At 58.4% G+C, this 22,410-nt stretch carries 20 protein-coding genes and 1 rRNA gene; 17 read left to right on the top strand and 4 right to left on the bottom strand.

Going from position 1 to position 22,410, the window contains the following annotated elements; genetic code table 11:
• Positions 1-2: 2 nt before the first annotated feature.
• Positions 3-1,604, bottom strand: a complete 1,602-nt coding sequence (locus tag C4N24_RS06270) for a hypothetical protein (RefSeq protein WP_112090734.1) — start codon at positions 1,602-1,604, stop codon at positions 3-5.
• 786 nt (positions 1,605-2,390) lie between these two features.
• On the opposite strand from C4N24_RS06270, the gene C4N24_RS06265 reads away from it, so the two are divergent.
• The 16 genes from C4N24_RS06265 to atpC all read left to right on the top strand — a co-directional run bounded on the left by C4N24_RS06265 (position 2,391) and on the right by atpC (position 17,800).
• Entirely contained in the window at positions 2,391-3,383 is a 993-nt protein-coding gene (locus C4N24_RS06265; RefSeq protein WP_238057046.1) for a 3D domain-containing protein, read from the top strand.
• Between the two features lie 136 nt (positions 3,384-3,519).
• The gene (locus C4N24_RS06260; protein WP_112090733.1) at positions 3,520-3,768 is read left to right on the top strand and encodes a hypothetical protein; all 249 of its coding nucleotides are present in this window, start codon (positions 3,520-3,522) and stop codon (positions 3,766-3,768) included.
• A gap of 192 nt (positions 3,769-3,960) precedes the next feature.
• Positions 3,961-6,240 (top strand): 1,4-alpha-glucan branching protein GlgB, encoded by a 2,280-nt coding sequence (glgB, locus tag C4N24_RS06255; protein WP_112090732.1) that lies wholly within the window; start codon positions 3,961-3,963, stop codon positions 6,238-6,240.
• An 86-nt stretch (positions 6,241-6,326) separates the two neighbouring features.
• The gene (locus C4N24_RS06250) at positions 6,327-7,520 is read left to right on the top strand and encodes a glucose-1-phosphate adenylyltransferase (RefSeq protein WP_112090731.1); all 1,194 of its coding nucleotides are present in this window, start codon (positions 6,327-6,329) and stop codon (positions 7,518-7,520) included.
• Positions 7,514-8,641 (top strand): glucose-1-phosphate adenylyltransferase subunit GlgD, encoded by a 1,128-nt coding sequence (gene glgD / locus C4N24_RS06245; protein WP_097783029.1) that lies wholly within the window; start codon positions 7,514-7,516, stop codon positions 8,639-8,641. Before C4N24_RS06250 ends, glgD begins: the two co-directional genes overlap by 7 nt.
• A 165-nt stretch (positions 8,642-8,806) precedes the next feature.
• Entirely contained in the window at positions 8,807-10,225 is a 1,419-nt protein-coding gene (glgA, locus tag C4N24_RS06240) for a glycogen synthase GlgA (protein WP_112090730.1), read from the top strand.
• Positions 10,226-10,563: 338 nt separating this feature from the next.
• A complete protein-coding gene (locus C4N24_RS06235) occupies positions 10,564-10,824 on the top strand; it encodes an AtpZ/AtpI family protein (protein ID WP_172679811.1) in 261 nt (86 codons plus the stop codon).
• A gap of 15 nt (positions 10,825-10,839) precedes the next feature.
• Complete coding sequence (locus C4N24_RS06230) at positions 10,840-11,343, top strand: ATP synthase subunit I (protein ID WP_112090729.1); 504 nt, start codon at positions 10,840-10,842, stop codon at positions 11,341-11,343.
• On the top strand, positions 11,344-12,087 hold the full coding sequence (locus C4N24_RS06225) for a F0F1 ATP synthase subunit A (protein ID WP_112090728.1): 744 nt from the start codon (positions 11,344-11,346) through the stop codon (positions 12,085-12,087).
• 50 nt (positions 12,088-12,137) lie between these two features.
• On the top strand, positions 12,138-12,419 hold the full coding sequence (atpE, locus tag C4N24_RS06220; RefSeq protein ID WP_005921517.1) for an ATP synthase F0 subunit C: 282 nt from the start codon (positions 12,138-12,140) through the stop codon (positions 12,417-12,419).
• Between the two features lie 37 nt (positions 12,420-12,456).
• Entirely contained in the window at positions 12,457-12,963 is a 507-nt protein-coding gene (atpF, locus tag C4N24_RS06215; RefSeq protein ID WP_112090727.1) for a F0F1 ATP synthase subunit B, read from the top strand.
• The gene (gene atpH / locus C4N24_RS06210; protein WP_112090726.1) at positions 12,960-13,499 is read left to right on the top strand and encodes an ATP synthase F1 subunit delta; all 540 of its coding nucleotides are present in this window, start codon (positions 12,960-12,962) and stop codon (positions 13,497-13,499) included. Before atpF ends, atpH begins: the two co-directional genes overlap by 4 nt.
• Before the next feature lie 90 nt (positions 13,500-13,589).
• The gene (atpA, locus tag C4N24_RS06205; protein ID WP_055186786.1) at positions 13,590-15,110 is read left to right on the top strand and encodes a F0F1 ATP synthase subunit alpha; all 1,521 of its coding nucleotides are present in this window, start codon (positions 13,590-13,592) and stop codon (positions 15,108-15,110) included.
• Between the two features lie 19 nt (positions 15,111-15,129).
• Entirely contained in the window at positions 15,130-15,978 is an 849-nt protein-coding gene (gene atpG / locus C4N24_RS06200; RefSeq protein ID WP_112090725.1) for an ATP synthase F1 subunit gamma, read from the top strand.
• A gap of 25 nt (positions 15,979-16,003) precedes the next feature.
• Positions 16,004-17,398: a F0F1 ATP synthase subunit beta gene (gene atpD / locus C4N24_RS06195; RefSeq protein WP_055186784.1), complete on the top strand. Its 1,395-nt coding sequence runs from the start codon at positions 16,004-16,006 to the stop codon at positions 17,396-17,398.
• A 3-nt stretch (positions 17,399-17,401) separates the two neighbouring features.
• Positions 17,402-17,800, top strand: coding sequence for an ATP synthase F1 subunit epsilon (atpC, locus tag C4N24_RS06190; protein WP_112090724.1), 399 nt, complete (start codon positions 17,402-17,404; stop codon positions 17,798-17,800).
• Positions 17,801-18,401: 601 nt separating this feature from the next.
• Here the strand turns inward: atpC and udk are convergent.
• Positions 18,402-19,031, bottom strand: a complete 630-nt coding sequence (udk, locus tag C4N24_RS06180) for a uridine kinase (RefSeq protein WP_015537343.1) — start codon at positions 19,029-19,031, stop codon at positions 18,402-18,404.
• Between the two features lie 205 nt (positions 19,032-19,236).
• On the opposite strand from udk, the gene C4N24_RS06175 reads away from it, so the two are divergent.
• Entirely contained in the window at positions 19,237-20,853 is a 1,617-nt protein-coding gene (locus C4N24_RS06175) for a phospholipase D-like domain-containing protein (protein ID WP_112090723.1), read from the top strand.
• Between the two features lie 51 nt (positions 20,854-20,904).
• Here the strand turns inward: C4N24_RS06175 and C4N24_RS06170 are convergent, their stop codons facing one another.
• Positions 20,905-22,059 carry a glycosyltransferase family 4 protein gene (locus C4N24_RS06170; RefSeq protein ID WP_242983211.1) on the bottom strand — a complete coding sequence of 385 codons (1,155 nt, stop codon included), beginning with the start codon at positions 22,057-22,059 and terminating at the stop codon, positions 20,905-20,907.
• Positions 22,060-22,287: 228 nt separating this feature from the next.
• Positions 22,288-22,404: ribosomal RNA gene (rrf, locus tag C4N24_RS06165) — 5S ribosomal RNA — on the bottom strand.
• Positions 22,405-22,410 lie beyond the last annotated feature (6 nt).

Raw genomic sequence — 22,410 nt, 5'->3', positions numbered from 1 at the left:
CCTTACACATACTGGTAGCCTTCTACGTTGAAGGGATACTCAAAGCTGAGACTCGTGTCCGTTCTCACAACGCCTATGCTCAGCACGCCGCTGTCTGCAAAGTTCATCCGCACAGGCGCTGCGCCGCTGCACTTGACGCCGTTGCTCAGATCAGAGCTCGTGCCGCCCACCATGGCCACCGCTGTGCCGCCCCGCACGATGCGGGTGCTGCCGTAGTCCGCAGCAGCGGCGACCGGGTTTGCGCCGTTTTCTGCCGTGGGTGCCACCATCCGCACCACAATGTAATTCACCGTGCCCGGCACGGTCAGGCTCGTGGCAGATTTGCCCGCAACGCCTGCGCCGGTGTAGACCAGTTTTCCATCCATATTCATCATCCTTTCCAGTCGTTCCAGTTTTTCTGTCAGGCTAAAGCCCAGTACCGCGTTCAGGTTTTCTCTGGTCACCTCCAATGTTCCGTCTGCGCCCACAGTCACTCCCCGCCCGGCCTTTACGCCGCCCAGCACGGCGGCGGTAGCACACGGCAGCGTGTAGGCCGTGCCGAATTTCCGGTCAGCTTCGGCCTTGGAGTAGAACCGGTCATCTGCGCCCAGCTGCAGCAGCGCTGCCGCCTTTTCCTGCGCCGACCAGCCCGCCGCCCCGGCGGCGCTGGTCAGCGCTTTTTTTACGCCGTAGGGCAGCAACGCCGGGGTCAGGGGCGCATAGGCTTCGGTCATGCGGTCCAGCTGTGCCGCTGTGGCGGGCACAGTGGTCAGGGTGGCGTCTGCCCGCACCGCAACACCGTACTGCCCGTCTGCACGCACTGCGCCGGACGTTTTCGCTGTGGGCACGGTCTCGCTGCGCACATAGGGGCGCAGATCCGGCAGCGGGGTCGTGTCCGTCTGCACCGCACCGGTGGCACTATTCACGCTGAGGATGCGCACCACCGCGCCGGGCAAAGGCTGTGCCGGGCGCGGCACAGCCGCCACATCCTGTGCGGTCAGCCGCACCGCGCCGCCCTTGCCGTTCACGCTCAGCACCCGTCCATCGGCAGGGGCATAGCTCTCGGCCCGCAGCGCAGCGGCCTCCGCCCGCTTTGCGCAGGCGTCGGCATCGGTGCGGTCGGCAAGGATCTTGTCCGCAGCCTTTTGCGCCAGCGCCGCCTGCACGGCCGTGTCTGCCGCACCGTTCTCGGCGCGGCGGGCGCTCTCCGCTGCGGCGCGGGCGCTTTCCAGCACGCGCGCCACGAACTGCTCGTACACCGAGGGCGGCAGCTCCTCACTGCCGCCGTCCGTGGGCAGGGTGGCGTACACGTCGTAGCTGCCGGGGCGGGTGTAGGCGGTGTAGCCGCTGCTGCCCATGGCGGCCAGCATCCACTGTCCCCGCACGCTGCCGGTCAGGCGGCGGTCCACCGTCACGCTGCCGTCGGTGTCCAGCGGAATGGCGGCCAGCTGCACCCCGTCGCTGCGGCGCAGGTACAGCGCCAGCGTGCACTCCGCCCACGCCGCGGGCAGGATGAACTGCAGCCGGTCCACCCCCTCGGCGTTCTGTGCGCCAAGGTGCAGCCGGTGCGGGCTGGGCACAAATTCGGTGCCGCCGCACTGCTGTTCAAGGATCTCGATCTCCATGCAAAACCTCCTTTTCTGTTTGCTGTCCCGATTGTACCGCCGGGGGCGCAAAACTATCCAGTGTGTACAGAAAATGTGAAATTTTCTGTTCTTCGGCATTTTGCTAAACGGGGTTTCTGCCCCGCAGAGGCAGGCCGTTTTCCCCTGCCGGAGCAGGGTAATTCCCCCGCAGGTTTTCCATGCAAAACCCGCGATGTGGGGCAGCTTGTTTTGGGCGCAGCGGCAGTATCTGCGGCCTTATTTGCAGGAAAAAAAGCCGGTGCAAATGTTAAAAATTCATGAACAAATCATGCGCAGAAAAAAGGCAAAAATCAGAAGGAAACCACCTAAAAACCAAAATATAAAAGAAAACACTGTGAAAATTGCACAAAAAACTATGTTACAAATCCAACAAAATGCGAGACACAGATTTGACAGATGCTTTACGGTCTGGTAAAATACCGTTTGTGCAACGAACGTTGCAGCGTTTAAATTCTATCTGGATGAAGTAAAAAGCCGTCCTGCGTACGGCACGGCATGGGCAGATGCGGCCCGTGCCGGGGCAGTTTTGTGGTCTGCCCAAAGCGGATTCCAACCTGTAATACGATGCTTCTTCTTTTACCCAAAGAGAGCATCGTATTTGACTGTGCGGCGCTTATATCCCCAGCCGCCGCAGTCCGGGCGGCCGGGGTGCCGATGCAATACCCGCGGCCGCACTAAATACGACAAAGAGAGGAGTTGTCTCGTATCGCTTCCGTTAAATTGAAGAAAGCAGTTACTGCCGCAAAGCAGGCAGTATCTCCCCGTGTGCTGGCATTTTGTGTCATGGTGGTATGCCTTGTGGCTACCCTTGGCGTCACCGCTGCAAATCTGCGGCTGACCTACGTCACCGACTCCAATGGTGCGCGGCAGGTTCTTGTGACCGATGCCGCTGCTTCCCCCGCACAGGTCATGCACCTTTCCGGCATCCGCTCTGAAGAGGGCGATGAGGTCTACTACACCGCGTTCAGCGGCAATCTTGCATCCCTGAATATCGAGCGCGCATTCTCCGTCAGCATCACCGCCGACGGGCAGGAGTACCCGGTCAAGCTGGTGTACGGCACCGTAGCCGATGCGCTGGAGCGCGCCGGCATCACCCTTGAAGGGGACGACTACACCGAGCCGGCGCTGGATCACATCGTGACAGCCGGCAGCAAGATCGTGGTCCACCGCGTGGACTACGAAGAGCGTGTGGAGACGCAGGCTATCCCCTACGACACCCAGTATGTCTACACCAGCCTGTACTTCCGCAACACCGGCCGCACCACTACTATGCAGCACGGTGCAGCCGGTCAGCAGACCGTGACCACCCGCGACCGCTATGTGGACGGTGAGCTGGAGAACAGCACCGTTGTGGATACCACCACTACGGTGGAGCCCACCGACCACGTCATCAAGACCTACGGCGCAGGCGCACCGGTGTCCCCCCTGACCGGCGCGGACGGCACCACCAACGCCCCTACCTCTTATAGCAAGGTGCTCACCGGCAAGGCCACCGGCTACTATTCCCGTGGCGGCAAGGGTTCTTCCGGTCTGGGACTGGGCTACGGCACCGTGGCTGTGGATCCGGACGTGATCCCCTACGGCACCAAGCTCTACATCACTTCCACCGACGGCAAGTTCGTCTACGGCTACGCCGTAGCCACCGATACCGGCATCGCCGTCCAGAAAGGGCAGATCCTTGTAGACCTGTTCTACGAGACCTACGCCGAAAGCGTTATCAACGGCGCCATTCAGGTCAACGTCTACGTTGTGGGCTGAGAAACGAAAAACAATAACCACTAAAAAATCGGAGCACCTGCGGGTGCTCCGATTTTTTTATTTTCACGGGAATTTAAACTCCCGCAGTCAAAACCTACCGGTTTTGACAGCTCCCTCGGAGAGGGAGCCTTTGGCAATGCGGGACAGTTTTCCATTCAACGGAAAAGCCACCGGTTACGCCAGAGGCCCCATCCCAGAGGCCGACTTCCCCCGGCCGGGGGAAGATGTCACCGTAGGTGACAAAAAGGGGAATCTGGCATCGCGCGGCGATGCCTGGGGGAGTTTGCTTTACCGTTATGAGCGCCTTCTTATTCACAAAAATGTCGCATCCGAAACTCTTTCTTCTTTTTTCGCAACGCTTTCGCCGGAACCGTTTGTCAAATGAGCAGTTTACACGATGTCGAGCTGCAAATTTTGGATGGTATGCCCACAACATACAGAGAATGCCAGAAAATTTGTGTTAATTGTATTTGATTTTCGGACAAAAAGTCTTGCAAAAATGGTAAAAACCTTTTAATATAAAAGAGTACAAAGCTGCGAAAGCCGCTTTCGGCTTCCGCACGGGGAGGAGCAGTCTATGAAACCGACCGAAGAAAAGATTCAGAGCAATACATCGGATCTGCCGGTGTACCTGTTCAAGCAGGGCAATAACTGCGAGGCTTACCGCTACTTCGGCGCACATCTGGAAACACGGGTCGGGGAGTCCGGCGTTGTGTTCCGTGTATGGGCACCGCACGCCGCAGCCATCAGCGTTGTGGGCGACTTCAACAGCTGGAAGCCCGGCAGCCATCCCATGCGCAAGGTGGATGGCGATTCCGTGTGGGAATTGTTCATTCCCGGCATGAAGGAATACGATGTTTATAAATATTGCGTGACCACCCGCGCAGGCGACCTTGTCTACAAGGCCGATCCTTACGCTTTCCACGCCGAGACCCGGCCGTCCAACGGCAGCAAGGTCTACGACCTGTCCGGCTTTGCATGGCACGACGCCGCATGGCAGGCCGCGCAGAAAAAGGCGGACGTGATCAACGGCCCGATGAATATCTACGAGATGCACGCCGGAAGCTGGAAGCTGAAGGAGGGCGGCAAGCCCTACAACTACTCCGAGCTGGCGGACGAGCTGATCCCGTACATCAAGGATATGGGCTACACCCATGTAGAACTGCTGCCGGTGATGGAATATCCGTTTGACGGCAGCTGGGGCTATCAGGTCACCGGCTATTTTGCTCCCACCAGCCGCTACGGCACCCCCAAGGACTTTATGGCCTTTGTGGATAAGATGCACGCCGCAGGCATTGGCGTCATCATGGACTGGGTGCCCGCCCACTTCCCCAAGGATCAGTTCGGCCTGTACAATTTTGACGGCGAGGCCTGCTACGAGGACCCCAACCCCAAGCGCGGCGAACATAAGGAGTGGGGCACCATGGTGTTCGACTTTGGCCGCAACGAGGTGCAGAGCTTCCTCATTTCCAGCGCACTGTACTGGCTGGAGCAGTACCACATCGATGGTCTGCGGGTGGACGCCGTGGCTTCCATGCTCTATCTGGACTACAACCGCAAGCAGGGCGAATGGGAGCCCAATAAGGACGGCGGCAAGGAGAACCTTGAAGCCATCGCCTTCCTGCGCAAGCTGAACAACACCGTGCTGGGCCGTCACCCCCACAAGTACATGATCGCCGAGGAGTCCACCGCGTGGCCCATGGTCACAAAGCCCGCTTCGGACGGCGGTTTAGGCTTCAACTTCAAGTGGAACATGGGCTGGATGAACGATATGCTCAGCTACATGAAGACCGACCCGCTGTTCCGCGCCGGTAACCACAACAAGGTGACCTTCAGCTTCTTCTACGCTTTCAGCGAGAACTTTGTCCTGCCCATCAGCCACGATGAGGTGGTGCACGGCAAGGGCAGCCTGCTGAACAAGATGCCCGGCGAGTATGACGACAAGTTTGCCAACCTGCGCACCTTCTTCGGCTACATGATGGCACACCCCGGTAAGAAGCTGCTGTTCATGGGACAGGAGTTCGGTCAGTTTGCCGAGTGGAACGAGACAAAGCAGCTGGACTGGATGCTGCTGGATTACGACAAGCACGCCGAGCTGCAGAACTACGTCCGCACCCTGAACGCCTTCTATAAAGAGCACCCTGCCCTCTGGCAGATCGATTACAGCTGGGAGGGCTTCCAGTGGATCGTGCCGGACGACTCGCAGCAGAGCGTCATCGCTTTCCTGCGCAAGGACGCCGCCGGTAAGCAGATCCTTGTCATCTGCAACTTCAACCCCGTCCTGCGCGAGGGCTACACCCTCGGTGCACCGGTGTCCGGCACTTACAAGGAAATTCTGAACAGCGATGATGCCGCTTTCGGCGGCTCCGGCACTGTGCACAACAAGCCGGTGCGCACCCACAAAAAGCCGCAGCACGGCTTTGAGCAGAGCATCACCGTTACCCTGCCGCCCATGAGCACCCTGTACTTTGAGGTGCCCACAAAGCGCACCCGCAAGGCAGCAGAGGACAGCACGGACAAACCGGCAAAAAAGACCGCCAAAAAATCCACCGTCAAGGGCGCCGTGGAAAAGGCGGTAAAAAAGACGACCCGCAAGGCCAAAGCCGAGCCGGACGCCGACAAGCCGGTAAAAAAGACCCGCACCACCAAGGCCAAGGCCGCCGAAACGGCGGATGAAAAACCGGAAAAAGCAAAAAAGACCGCTGCTAAGTCCAAAGCAAAGCCTGAGACGGCAGCGGAAAAGCCGGTAAAGAAAACCGCCGCCAAGGCAAAGACTGCGGCAAAAGCAAAACCTGAGACCGAAGCAGAAACCAAACCCGCAAAGCGCACCCGCAAAGCAAAAGCACCCAAGGAGTAAGGATGCCCACACGGATGCACGCACGAACATTCTGATCTGTTGACTATCATTTCCAAAACGGAAATGCTAAAGGGGAGAATAAAGCTATGGCAAAAGAAATCGTGGCAATGATCCTTGCCGGTGGACGTGGCTCGCGCTTATACGCGCTGACACAAAAGACGGCAAAACCTGCGGTGTCCTTCGGCGGTAAGTACCGCATCGTGGACTTCCCGCTGTCCAACTGCGTCAACTCCGATATCGACACGGTCGGTATCGCAACGCAGTACCAGCCCCAAAAGCTGAACGAGTACATCGGTAACGGTCAGCCTTGGGATCTGGACCGTCTGCACGGCGGTGTGCACACCCTGCCCCCTTACGAGCAGGCAAACGGCACCGACTGGTACAAGGGCACTGCAAACGCCATCTACCAGAACATCGGCTTCATCGACAGCTATGATCCCGAGTACGTCATCATCCTGTCCGGCGACCAGATCTGCAAGCAGGACTACGCCGACTTCCTGCGCTTCCACAAGGAAAAGGGCGCAGAGTTCTCTGTGGCTGTTATGGAAGTGGACTGGAAGGAAGCTTCCCGCTTCGGCCTGATGGTGGCAGACGAGACCGACCGCATCACCGAGTTCCAGGAGAAGCCCCCGGTGCCCAAGTCTAATCTGGCCTCCATGGGCATCTACATTTTCAACTGGGATGTGCTCAAGAAGTATCTGATCGAGGACGAGGCCGACCCCAACTCCAAGAACGACTTTGGCATGAACATCATCCCCGCCCTGCTGCGTGACGGCCGCAAGATGTACGCCTACCGCTTTGCCGGTTACTGGCGCGACGTGGGCACCATCGACAGCCTGTGGGAAGCCAACATGGAGGTGCTGGATCCCGAAAACTCCGGCATCGATATCTTTGATAAGACCTGGAAAATTTACAGCCGCAACCCCGTGCTGCCCGCCCAGAAGATCGGCGAGCGCGCCGTTGTGCAGGACTCCCTCATCACCGAGGGCTGCAAGATCTACGGCAATGTCAAGCACTCTGTTCTGAGCGCAGGCGTCGTTGTGGAAGAGGGCGCTACCGTTGAGGACGCCGTGCTGATGGACGGTGTCGTAGTCAAGGCAGGTGCCGTGGTCAAGCGCTGCATCCTTGCTGAGGACGTTGTTGTGGGCGCAGGTGCAAAGGTCGGCGGCGATGGCGCTATTGCCCACGTTGGCACCGGTCTGACCATCGGCGCAGGCGCTACCGTCAAGGAGGGCGCAAAAGTGTTTGAATCCGTCAAGGAGGGTGTGGAAGTATGCTGAGACAGAACACCAATGCGTTGGGTATCATTTTCCCCAACAGCTATGACAATACCGTTCCCGAGCTGGTGACCGAGCGCGCAATGGCCTCGATCCCCTTTGCGGGCCGTTACCGCATGGTAGACTTTGTGCTGTCCAGCATGGCCAACTGCGGCATTTCCAACGTTTCCATCGTGGTGCGTAAAAACTACCACTCCCTGATGGATCATCTGGGCACCGGCCGCGAGTGGGATATGGCCCGCCGTCACGGCGGCCTGAACATCGTACCTCCCTTTGCTGAAAAGGGCGTGCGCATCTACTCCGGCCGCGTGGAGGCTCTGGGCTCCATTCTGAGCTTCCTCGAGCACCAGAAGGAGAAGTATGTGGTCATGAGCGATGCCAACATCGCTGTCAACTACGATTTCAACGCCCTGCTGGCTGCCCATCAGGCCAGCGGTGCCGACGTGACTGTGGCTTACCAGAAGACCGAGATCCCCGAGGGCCGCAAGAACGACAACTACACCCTGACCATTGATTCCGATGGCCGCGTGACCGAGCTGCTGTTCAACGACTACCGCTCCGGCGTGCAGAATCTGGATCTGAACATCTATGTGCTGGAGCGCGAGACCCTGATCAAGCTGGTCAAGGACGCTACCGCCCGTGGCCTGATCTACTTCGAGCGCGACATTCTGGCACACAATGTCAACATCCTGAACATCCATGCTCTGGAGTACACCGGCTATGTGGCTCATATCTGCGACATGAAGAGCTACTTTGACGAGAACCTGAAGCTGATCGATGACCGCAATCTGGAAGCGCTGTTCCCCAAGGGCAGCCCCATCTACACCAAGATCCGCGACGATAACCCCACCCGTTACGTCACCGGCTCCAAGGTCGTGGATTCCATTCTGGCCGACGGCTGCGTCATCGAGGGCACCGTGGAGAACTGCGTGCTCTTCCGCGGCGTCAAGGTCAAGAAGGGTGCTGTGGTCAAGAACTGTGTCCTGATGCAGGATACCGTGGTCGAGCCCAACGTGGAGCTGGACTGCGTTGTCACCGATAAGAACGTGAAGATCACCGCCGGCAAAAAGCTGTCCGGCACCGAGAGCTTCCCGGTCTACGTCCAGAAGAACCACACTGTCTGATCGATGCAATATCCATAGGGGCGGCTTCCTCCCCGGTAGCCCCTCTTGAGAGGGGCGGGGGCACCTGTGTGCCCCCGCCTGCTCTTTTGTATGCAAGGTTCGCGCCGCTTTTCATGGCGGCGGGGAGCGCGAACATCTGTCTGTATCATGGAAGGAGCGAATCCTATGAAGATCCTGTATGCTGCTTCAGAAGCCAATCCCTTTGCCAAATCCGGCGGTCTGGCCGATGTGGCAGGTGCCCTGCCCAAGGCGCTGGTCAAGGACGGCGTGGACGCCCGCGTCATCATGCCCCTGTACGGCGATTTGAAGTACCGCGATAAGCTGGAATACGTTACCAACTACTCCGTGCCTGTGGGCTGGCGCAGCCAGTACTGCGGCCTGTTCAAGGCCGATGTGGACGGCGTGACCTACTACTTCCTGGACAACGAATATTACTTCAAGCGCCGCGGTCTGTACGGCTTCTACGATGACGGCGAGCGCTTCGCCTTCTTCTCCCGCGCCGTGCTGGAGACCTTGTTCTACATCGACTTCACCCCCGATATCATCAACTGCAACGACTGGCAGACCGCTCTGGTGCCGGTGTACCTGAACCTGTACTATCGTCATCTGGACAAGTTCAACCGCATCAAGACCGTGTTCACCATCCACAACATTGCCTATCAGGGTAAGTACGGCACCGATATTCTGGAGGACACCTGCGGCATCGGCCACCGGGACCAGCATATCGTGGAGTACGACGGTTGCGCAAACTTCATGAAGGGCGCTTTCGAGACTGCCGACAAGATCACCACCGTCAGCCCCACCTACGCACAGGAGATCCTCGACCCGTGGTTCAGCTACGGTCTGGACGCTCTGCTGCGTGAAAAACAGTACAAGCTGTGCGGCATCCTGAACGGCATCGACATGGACGCCAACGACCCCGCCACCGACAAGAACATCCCCTTCAATTACAGCATCAAAACCTTTGAGACCGGCAAGGCCAAGTGCAAGGAAGCTTTGCAGGACAGGTTCGGTCTGAATAAAGACGGCAGCCCCGTCTTTGGCATGGTCAGCCGCATGGTGGGCATGAAGGGCTTTGACCTTGTGCAGAGCATTGCCGACGGTCTGGTGAACCGCGGCATCCAGCTGGTCATTCTGGGCAGCGGCGAGAGCCAGTACGAGAACTTCTTCTCTGACCTGTGCGGCCGTCACCCGGGCCGTGTGGGCACCTACATCGGCTTTGAGCCCAAGCTCTCGCAGGAGATCTACGCCGGTGCAGACGCCTTCATCATGCCCTCCAAGAGCGAGCCCTGCGGTCTGGCACAGATGGTGGCCTGCCGCTACGGCACACCTCCCATCGTCCGCGAGACCGGCGGCCTGCGCGACTCCATCCACGACAGCACCATGGGTGACGGCAACGGCTTTACCTTTGCCGGTTACAACGCCCACGAGCTGTATGTGGCCTGCTGCAACGCACAGGATGCCTACAACAACAAGGAAAACTGGAAGAACCTCGTGCGTCACTGCATGGAGTGCGATTTCAGCTGGGACGTTTCCGCCAAGAGCTACGAGGGTCTGTACAACGAGACCGCAAACCTCTGGTAAGCGCCTGAATCCCAAAGCACCCGCCGGGGCTGCCGCACAAACGTGTGGCAGCCCCTTTTTTGCTTCTTTTTCCGCTTTTTTACATTCTGCACAAACTTTTCTGCAAAGTTTGTGCAATGATGTGCCCGCAGGCGCACAATGTGTGTTTTCGGCGCACATTTATGGAATCAGTCTTAACAAACTATGAAATTTTACTATATTTCGGTGGAGAATTGATTGCAATATCCAACGTTTTGAAGTATACTGAGGGCATAGATTTTTTGCTGCCTGTCCATCTCTGGCAAGGCTTCCAGATACTGGAACACAGGCAGCACCCGCAGAAAGGAGCGGCGCAGGACTTGAAGGGCTGGTACAAGGCTTTGGAAGATCTGGTCTGGCTGACCCAGCTGGGGCTGAATATGCTGCTGCCGCTGGTGCTCTGCCTTGCCGGATGCTGGTGGGCTGTGGAGCACTGGGGCTGGCCGGAATGGCTGTTTTTGCCCGCTGTGGGGCTGGGGCTTGCCGCCGGGGCGCAGAACTTCTGGGTGTTCTGCAAGGAACGGCTGGAGCGCTCCAAACACGAAAAAAATCATCGGGTGGGCTTTAACTCCCACCAGTAATGGAGGTCCGTTTTTATGAAATTGCAGCCGGAATCCAAAAAGGAGCTGCTGCGCATCGCCTGCGGCGTGTCCTTATGCACCGCCGTGATGTGGGTGGTGTTTGCAGCGCTGCATCTGGTGGGCTGGGTAGTCTTTGACTACCGGGTGCTGCTGGGCGGCATCATCGGTGCGCTGGTGGCTATCGGCAACTTTGCCGGCATCTGCTTTGTGGTGCAGAAGGTCATTGACGAGCCGGACGAAAAAAAGCGTAAAGCGCAGCTGCAGATATCCTATAATACAAGGATGCTGCTGCAGGCGCTGTGGATCATCATAGCCATTGCGGCTCCCTGTTTCCAGGCGTTTGCAGGCGTTCTGCCGCTGCTGTTCCCCAGAGTTACGATCTATTATCTCCAGATAACCGGGAAGTACAAGCCGCTCACACCCCCGCAGGAGCCGGTGGACATCTCTGTGGAAGATGACCCCGCCCCCGCCAAGGCGTCTGCGGTGCAGCCCCGTGACGAAGGGGGTGAACAAGAATAAATGGAACTGAACGGCGCAAAGATCCTGTATACCATCCACACCAATATCCCCCTGCTGGGTGATTTTAAAATTACCCAGACCTTGGTAACCACGTGGATCGTCATGGCGCTGCTCTCGGGTTTTGCCATCTGGCTGGGGCACGACCTCAAGCTGGAAAATGTGTCCAAACGACAGGCCGCAGCCGAGTTCATCGTAACACGGCTGGAGCAGTTCGTGCACGACAACATGGGCTTCCACTTCGATCAGTATATCCCCCTCATCGGTGCTATTTTTGCACTGAGCATCGGGTGCAACCTGATCAGCGTCGTCGGCCTGTGGAGCCCCACAGCCGACCTGAACACCGAAGCAGCGTGGGCCATCGTGGTGTTTGTTCTGATCATGTACTACAAGATCAAGACAAACGGCATTCTGGCCTATATCAAGGGGCTGCTCGATCCGATCTTTATCATGGCACCCATCAATGTGCTGTCAGAGATCTCTACCCCTGTCAGCATGGCGTTCCGTCACTTCGGCAACATCCTGTCCGGTACGGTCATCTCCACACTGCTGTACTGGGCACTGGCAAGCCTGAGCCACGTCATCTTTGGCTGGCTGCCGGGCTTCCTGAGTCAGATCCAGCTGTTCCAGATCGGCATCCCGGCCTTTACCGGTTTGTATTTCGACTGGTTCGGCGGCTGCATTCAGGCGTTCATCTTCTGTACCCTGACCGCAATCTTCATCAAACGTGCTGCCGGTGAGGACTAACCCTTCCGGCATCCCCCAAAACACAAACACATTTTAGGAGGACAAATCTTATGACTGATTTCCAGTATCTGGCTCGTGGTATCGCTCTGGCAGGCTGCGGCATCGGCGCAGGCTGCGCACTGATCGCAGGTATCGGCCCCGGTATCGGCGAAGGCAACGCTGCTGCCGCTGCCTGTGAGGCCGTTGGCCGTCAGCCGGAGTGCAAGAGCGATGTTACCAGCACCCTGATCCTCGGTGTTGCCCTTTCCGAGACCACCGGTATCTACGGCTTTGTTACCGGCCTGCTGCTGATCTTCCTGGCTCCCGGTATGTTCATGAAGTATCTGGCATAAGCCTCCCGATCCGAAATAATAACGAAAGGAGACGCTTATGGAACTGTATCAGGCGTTGATCACGCTGGATGGCTGGACCTTTCTGGCCCAGATCTGCAACCTGATGATCCAGCTGGTCATCTTCAAAAAGTTCCTGCTGAAGCCGATCAAACAGGTGATCGCCGACCGCAAGGCCAAGGCCGACAGCGAGATCGCAGATGCACAGAAGCTGCGCACCGAAGCCGAAGCCATGAAGGCGGAGTACGAGCAGAACCTGCAGAACGCCCGCACCGAAGCCAACCAGATCGTAGCTGCGGCGCAAAAGACCGCCACCGCCCGCTCGGAAGAGATCGTGGGCGAAGCCCGCGCACAGGCCGCTGCGCTGAAGCAGAAGGCCGAAGCTGACATTGCGCAGGAGCGTAAGAAGGCCGTGAACGAGGTCAAGGACGAGATCGGCGGCATCGCCATGGAGATCGCATCCAAGGTGGTGGAGCGCGAGATCAGTGAGAAGGACCACAAGGACCTGATCGACGAATTTATCAAAAACGTGGGTGAAGCATCATGACCGAAACTGCAAAGATGTACGGCGGCAGTCTGTACGATCTGGCGGCAGAGGAAGGGCTGGAGACCCGCATTCTGGGCGAGCTTGACGAGGTGCAACAGCTTCTCAAGCAAAACCCGGACTACCTGCGGCTGCTCAGCACCCCCAGCATCCCCAAAAAGGAGCGCTGCGGCCTGCTGGACGAAGCCCTGCGCGGGCAGGTCCACCTCTATGTGCTGAACTTTTTAAAGATCCTGTGCGAAAAGGGCACCCTGCGGGAGCTGTCCGGCTGCGCACGGGCTTACCGCATCCGCTACAATCAGGCGCACGGCATTCTGGAAGCTACGGCCATCTCGGCTGTCCCGCTGACAGAGCAGCAGCGCGCGGCGTTGCACGCCAAGCTGGAAAGCCTGACCGGCAAGACCATCGACCTTAAAACCAAGGTGGATGCCAAGGTGCTGGGCGGTATCCGGCTGGATATCGAGGGCACCGAGCTGGACGGCACCGTCCAGAACCGTCTTGCCTCCCTGCGCCGGGATATTGCGGCGGTCACTTTGTAACTTTTTCCCTGCCCTTTACAAACGGGGCAGAGCACAGAACGAATTTCCACCCGAAATGACTATTATGAATTGAGTGGTGAACAAACAAAGATGCAACTGAAACCTGAAGAGATCTCCAAGATCATCCGTGCGCAGATCAAGCATTACGAAAATGCCATCGAGCAGAGCGAGACCGGCACGGTCATTATGGTGGGCGACGGCATCGCCCGGGCCAGCGGTCTGGAAAAGTGCATGGCAGGCGAGCTGCTCCAGTTTGACAACGGCGAATACGGTATGGCCCAGAACCTTGAGGAAAATACCGTTTCCATCGTGCTGCTGGGCTCGGATGCCGGCATCAAAGAAGGCAGCATCGTCAAGCGCACCGGCAAGGTAGTCTCCGTGCCGGTGGGCGATGCCATGATCGGCCGCGTGGTCAACGCACTGGGTCAGCCCATCGACGGCGCAGGCCCCATTGAGACCACCGAATACCGCGCCATCGAGAGCCGCGCGCCCGGCATCATCGAGCGCCAGCCCGTCAAGGAGCCGCTGCAGACCGGTATCAAGGCCATCGACTCCATGATCCCCATCGGACGCGGTCAGCGCGAGCTGATCATCGGTGACCGCCAGACCGGCAAGACCACCATCGCTTCCGATACCATCATCAACCAGAAGGGCAAGGACGTCATCTGCATTTACGTTGCCATCGGTCAGAAGCGCTCTACCGTGGCAAACCTTGTGCAGAGCCTGACCGAAGCCGGTGCCATGGGCTACACCATCGTGGTGTCCGCTACCGCCTCCGAGCTGTCTCCCCTGCAGTATATCGCCCCTTACTCCGGCTGCGCCATGGGCGAATACTTCATGCAGCAGGGCAAGCACGTCCTCATCATCTACGATGACCTTTCCAAGCACGCTGTGGCTTACCGCGCCCTGTCGCTGCTGATCCGCCGTCCCCCGGGACGCGAGGCTTACCCCGGCGACGTTTTCTATCTGCACTCCCGTCTGCTAGAGCGCGCCGCAAAGCTTTCCAACGAGCTGGGCGGCGGCAGCCTGACGGCTCTGCCCATCATCGAGACGCAGGCGGGCGATGTTTCCGCCTACATCCCCACCAACGTCATCTCCATCACCGATGGTCAGATCTTCCTGGAGACCGAGCTGTTCCACTCCGGCGTCATGCCGGCAGTCAACCCCGGTATCTCGGTGTCCCGTGTCGGCGGCAACGCCCAGATCAAGGCCATGAAGAAGGTTGCCGGTACCCTGAAGCTGATCTACTCCCAGTACCGCGAGCTGCAATCCTTTGCGCAGTTCGGCTCTGATCTGGACGCCGACACCAAGGCACGTCTGGCACAGGGCGAGCGCATCGTGGAGGTGCTCAAGCAGAACCGCTCCGCGCCCGTGCCTGTGGAAAAGCAGGTGGCTATTCTGTACGCTACCATTCACGACTACCTTGTCAACGTCAAGGTGCCGGATGTGGCCGAGTACGAGAAGAGCCTGTACGAGTATCTGGACAACGATGCCGCCGGGGCTGCCGTGATGGACACCATCCGCACCACCGGCAATCTGGATAAGGACACCGAGGAGCAGCTCAAGACCGTGCTGACCCGGTATACCGAAAGCTTTGTCAAGGCGCATTAAAGGGAAGGAGGCGTAACGCATGGCTGGTTCCATGAAGGACATCAAGCTGCGCATCAAAAGCGTAGAGAGCACCATGCAGATCACCAAGGCCATGGAGCTGGTGGCTTCCTCCAAAATGCGCCGTGCCAAGGAGCGGGTCGAGCACAGCCGACCCTATTTTGAAACGCTGTACAAGACCCTGACCGAGATCGCGGCAGCGGACCCCCGGGCCCGCAACCCCTACCTGCGCCGCAGCGAGATCAAGCGCACGCTGCTGGTGGTCATTGCCGGTGACCGCGGCCTTGCCGGCGGTTACAACGCCAATGTGCTCAAGCTGGCCGCACAGGAAAGCGGCAACGTGGAGGTGCTGCCCATCGGCAAGCGCTCGGCAGAATATTTTGTCCACCACGAAGCCGAACTGTTCACGCAGGAGGTGCTGCTGGCCGCCGATATTTCGGTGGGACAGTGCTTCCAGCTGGCGCGCCAGATCACCGAAGGGTACCGCAAGGGCGAGTTTGACGCCGTAAAGCTCTGCTACACCCGGTTCGATTCCATGATGACCCAGACGGCTGTCTCCATCGAGGTGCTGCCGCTGGCCATGGAACCCACCGAGCAGCAGAAAGCGGAGGCACGCCGCAGTCAGATCTTGTACAAACCCAGCAGCGAGGAAGTATTCAGCGCGATCATCCCGGAGTATGTGGCCGGTGTCGTCTACGGTGCTGTGTGCGAGAGCGTGGCCAGCGAGCTGGCTGCCCGCCGCACCGCCATGGACGCTGCCACTAAGAACGCCGGCGAGATGATCGACCATCTCAACCTGTATTATAACCGTGCCCGTCAGGCTGCCATCACGCAGGAGATCACCGAGATCGTGGCCGGCGCGGAGAACTAAGACTATCAAGAAGGAGTTGTAGCCTATGTCCGAAAAACATATCGGCAAGGTGATCCAGGTCATTGGCCCGGTGCTGGACATCCAGTTCAAGGATGGCGAGCTGCCGGAGCTGCTCAACGCCATTGAGATCGATAACCACGGCCAGAAGCTGGTGGTGGAGGTCGCTCAGCTGACCGGCGACAATGTGGCGCGCTGCATTGCCATGAGCAGCACCGATGGTCTGGTGCGCGGCACAGATGCCGTGGACACCGGCGAGTCCATCAAGGTGCCCGTAGGCGACCAGTGTCTGGGGCGCGTGTTCAACCTGCTGGGCGAGCCGGTGGATAACAAGCCCGCCCCCACCCCGGATGCCTACTGGCCCATCCACCGTCCCGCTCCCAGCTACGAGGAGCAGCAGTCCACCACCGAGATCCTGGAGACCGGCATCAAGGTCGTTGACCTGATCTGCCCCTACGCCAAGGGCGGCAAGATTGGCCTGTTCGGCGGCGCCGGTGTCGGCAAGACCGTTCTGATTCAGGAACTGATCTATAACATCGCCACCGAGCACAACGGTTACTCGGTATTTACCGGCGTCGGCGAGCGCACCCGCGAGGGCAACGACCTGTACGGCGAAATGACCGAGAGCGGCGTTATCAACAAGACCGCACTGGTCTACGGCCAGATGAACGAGCCCCCGGGAGCCCGTATGCGCGTGGCACTGTCCGGCCTGACCATGGCGGAGTACTTCCGCGATGTGAAAAATCAGGATGTGCTGCTGTTCATTGATAACATCTTCCGCTTCACGCAGGCCGGTTCCGAGGTGTCCGCACTGCTGGGCCGTATGCCCTCTGCCGTTGGTTACCAGCCCACGCTGGCCACCGAGATGGGCGCCCTGCAGGAGCGCATCACCTCCACCCGCAAGGGCTCCATCACCTCGGTGCAGGCCGTCTACGTTCCCGCCGATGACCTGACCGACCCCGCCCCTGCCACCACCTTTACCCATCTGGATGCCACCACGGTGCTGAGCCGTGACATTGCATCGCAGGGCATCTACCCCGCTGTGGACCCGCTGGACTCCACCAGCCGCATCCTCAGCCCGGAGGTCGTGGGTCAGGAGCACTACGAGATCGCCCGTGCCGTCCAGAAGGTGCTGCAGCGCTACAAGGAATTGCAGGACATCATCGCCATCATGGGCATGGACGAGCTGAGCGAGGAGGACAAGCGTACCGTCAGCCGCGCCCGCAAGGTACAGCGCTTCCTGAGCCAGAGCTTCCATGTGGCAGAGCAGTTCACCGGTATGCCCGGTCAGTATGTGCCGCTGAAGGAGACCCTGCGGGGCTTCAAGATGATCCTGAACGGCGAGTGCGACGAGCTGCCCGAGAGCGCATTCCTGTTCGCGGGCACCATCGACGACGTGTTCGCAAAAGCGAAGAAGGGGTAAGCCATGACGACCTTTCATCTGACGGTGGTCACGCCGGACGGCTGCGCCTTTGAAGGTCAGGCCGAGCGCATCGTCTGCCGCGCCATTGACGGCGATATCGCCATTCTGGCAAAGCACGGCGATTACTGCACGGCATTGGGCATGGGCGAGGCGCACATTGTAGATGCCGACGGTCAGCGCCGCCGTGCAGCCTGCATGGGCGGCCTGCTCAGCGTGCTGGACGGGGACGTGCGTCTGGTGGCTACCACTTGGGAATGGGCGGAGGACATCGATCAGGCGCGTGCGGAAGCTTCCAAGAAGCGCGCCGAGGAGATCCTTGCCCGCAAGAACCTGAACGACCGTGAGTACGAGCTGGCACAGGCGCGCCTGAAGCGTGCGCTGGTGCGTACCTCTATCCGTTAACCCTGTATGCAAAAAGGCACCCACAGCCGACTGGCTGTGGGTGCCTTTTGTTTTGTGATGGACGATTGGGAATGCGCTCCGCTTCGCTCTGCGCATCATCAGCGGAATAATTATTTTATATTTCGCGTTTGTCGCGGTCTGCGGACCGCTCCAAACGCTATTTTCACGGGAGGGGTCGTGGCGGCAAACTGCATTTGCAGCGCCGCTTTCTGCGAAAGCGCGGCGCTACGGGCGTGCCCGCTCCCCCATGGGGGAGCTGTCGCGCAGCGACTGAGGGGCTATAAATGGAGAAGCGAAAAAAGCGTTAAAGCGATAGCGCCGACTGGCGCAGCTCTAGCTTTTTTGTGCTTCGACTTCTTCTTTAGGATTGTCAAGGGCGTGCAGCCCTTGGCCCGTTGCGGGGTGGGTGGAGTCCAGAGGTAGGGAGGGGGGAGTCGGAACACCCCTCCCTGCCTCTGGCCCAGCGGAGCGTCTTTGCGCGCTGAAAGCAAGCAGAAACTTTCCCCACGGAGCACGCACTTTTCTGGTTTTCTTTTGGTGTCAAAAGAGAACGTCTCTTGGCTGTATCCTCCTGCCCTCGCGGCGCGCATTCCAAATCGTTTTACCCCCGGTTCGCCTTCTCGATCAGGGTGCGGATGTGGTGCGCCAGCATCTCCACGGCGGTGCTGTTCTCGCCGCCGTTGGGCACAATGATGTCCGCGTTGCGCTTGCTGGGCTCTACAAAGGCTTCGTGCATCGGCTTGACCGTGGTCAGGTACTGGTCGATCACGCTGTCCAGGCTGCGCCCGCGCTCCTTTACGTCCCGCAGGATGCGCCGCAGGATGCGCTCGTCCGCGTCCGTATCCACAAAGATCTTGTAGTCGAACAGGGCGCACAGCTCCGGCTCTACAAAGGGCAGAATGCCCTCCACGATCAGCACCGGGGCGGGCTCGATGTGCTGCACCTCGTTGCTACGGTTGTGGTTGGAGTAATCGTACACCGGGCAGTCGATGGCGCGTCCGGCCTTCAGCTCCTGCAAATGGTAGATGAGCAATGCGTTGTCGAAGGCGTCCGGGTGGTCGTAATTCAGCTTGCAGCGCTCTTCAAAGGGCAGCTCATCGTGGCGCTTGTAGTAGCTGTCGTGGGAGATCAGCCGCACCTCATCCTCTCCAAAGCGCTCCTTCAGCCGCAGCGCAAGGGTGGTCTTGCCGCTGCCCGAGCCGCCCGCGATGCCAATGATCAGGTTGTTCATGATGCAAACTCCTTCTGTACAAAATCTGCCGGTTTCTGTGGAAAAACCGGTCGGAATGGATTATAATAGATTTGTATATATTCTGCTGCCCCGGGGCTGTTGCCGCCCGGCAGCAGTTCTTCCCTTTTATCATAGCACAAAATGTGTCATTTGGACAGGGTTTGCAGGCTATCCTCCGACACATTCCAAAAAAAGGACGGTCAAAATGTCAAAAGAAACATTGCAGCACACCATGAGAAGCAAGGTCCGGGTATTTGAGGACGGCGGCATCCGTCTGCTCCGTAAAGGCCAGAAAGGGCTCATCCATGCCATCTTCAGCCGCTTTGGGCTGGTGCTGGTACTGCTGGTGCTGCAATTCGGGGCGCTCTTCAGCCTGATGCGCTGGTTCAGTAACCTGCTGCCCCACTACTTGGGCGGCACCTTGCTGGTCACCGCGGTCATGATGGTCTACCTGCTCAATCAGGATATGAACAACAGCGTGCGCATCCCGTGGCTGGTGGTCACGGCGCTTGCCCCGGTGCTGGGCGTGCTGCTGTTCTGGTACACCAAGGAGGATGTTGGCCACCGGATGCTCAAAAAGCGCCTGCTGGAGCTGGAGGGGCAGACCCGCAGTCAACTGCCGCAGAACAAAAAGACGGGCAAGGCGCTGGATGCCGACTGCCCCGGCGCGGCCTCTCTGGCGCAGTATCTGCGCGGACGGGGCGGCGGCTTCCCGGTGTACGAAAACACGCAGGTGACCTATTTCCCCAGCGGAGAAGCCAAGTTTGCTGCGCTGCTGCCCCAGCTGGAAAGCGCCACCCAGTACATTTTTCTGGAATACTTCATCATCGACGAGGGCCTGATGTGGGGGCGCATTCTGGAAATTTTGGCACGCAAGGCCGCGCAGGGCGTGGATGTGCGGGTAATGTATGACGGCACCTGCGAGTTCTCCACCCTGCCCCGGGACTACCCCAGACGGCTGGAGGCGCTGGGTATCCGGTGCAAGGTATTTGCGCCGGTCACACCCTTTGTTTCCACCCACTACAACTACCGCGACCACCGCAAGATCCTTGTCGTGGATGGCCGTGTAGGCTTTACCGGCGGCGTGAATCTGGCCGACGAGTACATCAACCACGTTGAAAAATATGGCCGCTGGAAGGACGCCGCCGTCATGCTGGAGGGCGAGGGCGTGCGCACCATGACCGCCCTGTTTTTGCAGATGTGGAGCATCCAGCGTGAGCCGGAGTTCGCGCAGTTCCTCACCCGCCCCATCCCGGAAACGCAGGCCAACGGCTTTGTCATCCCCTACGGCGACTGCCCGCTGGATGGCGAGCGGGTGGGCGAGATGGTGTACATCGACCTGCTCAACCGCGCCCGGCGCAGCGTACATATCATCACGCCCTACCTCATTCTGGACGGCGAGCTGGAGACCGCCCTGCGCTTTGCCGCAGAGCGCGGCGTGGATGTGCACCTGATTTTACCCGGCAAGCCGGACAAGTGGTTTGCTTATGCGCTGGCTAAGACCCATTACCTGCCACTGCTGTCCTCTGGTGTAAAGATCAGCGAGTGGGTGCCCGGCTTCACCCACGCCAAGGTGATGATCATGGACGGGCAGGAGGCGGTCGTGGGCACCATCAATCTGGATTACCGCAGCTTGTACCACCACTTTGAAAACGCGGTCTGGATGCGCGGCGTGGACTGCCTGCCCCGTATTGAAGCTGATTTTCAGGATACGCTGGCACAGTGCCGCACAGTAGAGCCTACCCGCCAGAGCGTCTGGCAGGGCAAAAAACTGCTGCATCTGGTGGGCATGGTACTCAAGTTCATCGCCCCGCTGATCTAAACGAAAAAACGCCCCGGAAACGCTTTCAAACGTTTCCGGGGCGTTCTTTGCTTATGCTTTTGCGCCTGCCGGCACTTTCTTTTTTTTCAGGGTGGAGGGCATCGCCTTCAGCGGGTCGCCCACCACATGATGATAGACCTCCTCGTAACGGTCCAGCATCACCTCGTACTCGAAATTTGTATGGATGTACTGGATCTGCTGCTGCCGCATTGCGTCCGGGTACTCCTGTGCGCATTCCCGCTCCAGCGCCCGTGCAAGGTCGTCCGTATCCTCCGGCGTAAAGGCCGCACCATAAATGTCGGCCACGACCGTATTCTCAGGGATATCGCTCACCAGACACCGTGCACCGATGGACAGCGCCTCCAGCAAAGAAAGGGAAAGTCCCTCGGTGTGGCTGGGCAGAACAAACAGTCCGCAGTTGCTGTAAAGCTCCTTCAGCGGGTCGCCCACCACATAGTCTGTCATGATGATATTGGGGTCATTTTGTGCCTGCTGCTGTACTGTCCTGCAATATTCGCTGTCGTCCAGCGGGCCGACCAGCACAAGCTTTTTCCCTGTCTTGGCCTTGCGGTAGCCCTCCACCAGATCCATCGTGCCCTTTTCCGGCGAGATGCGTCCCACATATAGGATGTACTCTCCCTGTTCCAGCCCATATTTTTCCCGGATCAAACTGCAATCGTGCCTTTCATAAAAGCGGATGGCATTGGGGATCAGAATAGACGCGCGGTCATATTTCTGCAAAAAATAGTTCCATTCCGTCTCCGAAAGCACCACCAGATCATCCGCATATTTTGCGGCGATCCTCTCTCCCAGCTTCATGTAACGGCTTGCAAAGCCGCGCCACTTGTCCACCTTCCAGTTCAAACCGTGCACCGTACATACGGTGTGCTTACCGAACAGTTTAGCGATCAGCAGCGGTACGCTGGGTCCGATGGCGTGGTAATGGATCACATCGTAGCCCCGGAACAGCGCGTCAAAGGTAGCCAGAAAGGAGTAGATCGTGGCATTCAGCGAAGGCTTTTGCAGGGTAAATACCCGCCGTGCGTGAACGCCGTCCACATCGTACACATTATGGTGCTTTTCCAAGCCGCGGTTATACACGGTAACGTCATAGCCGCGTTCCACCAGACTTCTGGCCAGCCCGCCGACCATGACCTCTACACCGCCCGAGCGACTTGGAAAATCCTTGTGCCCGATCATCGCCACCTTCAACGTAACTACTTCCTTCCGTTCTGTAATACATCTCTATCAAATCCCATTTTTCATCACAGTATCATATTATTATTGTATCATAAGCATCCCTTAGCTGCAACTAATTCCTATAAAGTATTTTAACAAAATATGAATTTTCAGTTATATCTTGCTCTATTTGTAGCAATTTCATCTTTTACATACTAAAAAACGCTTCAGGAAAGCTCCTGAAGCGTTTCTCTAAGTCGGCGACTACCTATTTTCACAAGCCGTTTCCAGCTAACTATCTTCGGCACAAGTAAGCTTAACTTCTGTGTTCGGAATGGGAACAGGTGGAACCTTACCGTCATCGACACCGACCGATTT

Origin of the sequence: Faecalibacterium prausnitzii (assembly GCF_003287405.1) — a bacterium.
Classification (GTDB): Bacteria; Bacillota; Clostridia; order Oscillospirales; family Ruminococcaceae; genus Faecalibacterium; species Faecalibacterium intestinale.
Note: the sequence above shows the minus strand (reverse complement) of the source record. Positions and strands in the feature narration are given on the sequence as shown.

What these genes read in the sequence shown, in the direction of transcription:
- C4N24_RS06270 (WP_112090734.1), bottom strand. Translation starts at nt 1,604, where the DNA reads ATGGAGATCGAGATCCTTGAACAGCAGTGCGGCGGCACCGAATTTGTG.
- C4N24_RS06260 (WP_112090733.1), top strand. Translation starts at nt 3,520, where the DNA reads ATGCGGGACAGTTTTCCATTCAACGGAAAAGCCACCGGTTACGCCAGA.
- glgB (WP_112090732.1), top strand. Translation starts at nt 3,961, where the DNA reads ATGAAACCGACCGAAGAAAAGATTCAGAGCAATACATCGGATCTGCCG.
- C4N24_RS06250 (WP_112090731.1), top strand. Translation starts at nt 6,327, where the DNA reads ATGGCAAAAGAAATCGTGGCAATGATCCTTGCCGGTGGACGTGGCTCG.
- glgD (WP_097783029.1), top strand. Translation starts at nt 7,514, where the DNA reads ATGCTGAGACAGAACACCAATGCGTTGGGTATCATTTTCCCCAACAGC.
- glgA (WP_112090730.1), top strand. Translation starts at nt 8,807, where the DNA reads ATGAAGATCCTGTATGCTGCTTCAGAAGCCAATCCCTTTGCCAAATCC.
- C4N24_RS06230 (WP_112090729.1), top strand. Translation starts at nt 10,840, where the DNA reads ATGAAATTGCAGCCGGAATCCAAAAAGGAGCTGCTGCGCATCGCCTGC.
- C4N24_RS06225 (WP_112090728.1), top strand. Translation starts at nt 11,344, where the DNA reads ATGGAACTGAACGGCGCAAAGATCCTGTATACCATCCACACCAATATC.
- atpE (WP_005921517.1), top strand. Translation starts at nt 12,138, where the DNA reads ATGACTGATTTCCAGTATCTGGCTCGTGGTATCGCTCTGGCAGGCTGC.
- atpF (WP_112090727.1), top strand. Translation starts at nt 12,457, where the DNA reads ATGGAACTGTATCAGGCGTTGATCACGCTGGATGGCTGGACCTTTCTG.
- atpH (WP_112090726.1), top strand. Translation starts at nt 12,960, where the DNA reads ATGACCGAAACTGCAAAGATGTACGGCGGCAGTCTGTACGATCTGGCG.
- atpA (WP_055186786.1), top strand. Translation starts at nt 13,590, where the DNA reads ATGCAACTGAAACCTGAAGAGATCTCCAAGATCATCCGTGCGCAGATC.
- atpG (WP_112090725.1), top strand. Translation starts at nt 15,130, where the DNA reads ATGGCTGGTTCCATGAAGGACATCAAGCTGCGCATCAAAAGCGTAGAG.
- atpD (WP_055186784.1), top strand. Translation starts at nt 16,004, where the DNA reads ATGTCCGAAAAACATATCGGCAAGGTGATCCAGGTCATTGGCCCGGTG.
- atpC (WP_112090724.1), top strand. Translation starts at nt 17,402, where the DNA reads ATGACGACCTTTCATCTGACGGTGGTCACGCCGGACGGCTGCGCCTTT.
- udk (WP_015537343.1), bottom strand. Translation starts at nt 19,031, where the DNA reads ATGAACAACCTGATCATTGGCATCGCGGGCGGCTCGGGCAGCGGCAAG.
- C4N24_RS06175 (WP_112090723.1), top strand. Translation starts at nt 19,237, where the DNA reads ATGTCAAAAGAAACATTGCAGCACACCATGAGAAGCAAGGTCCGGGTA.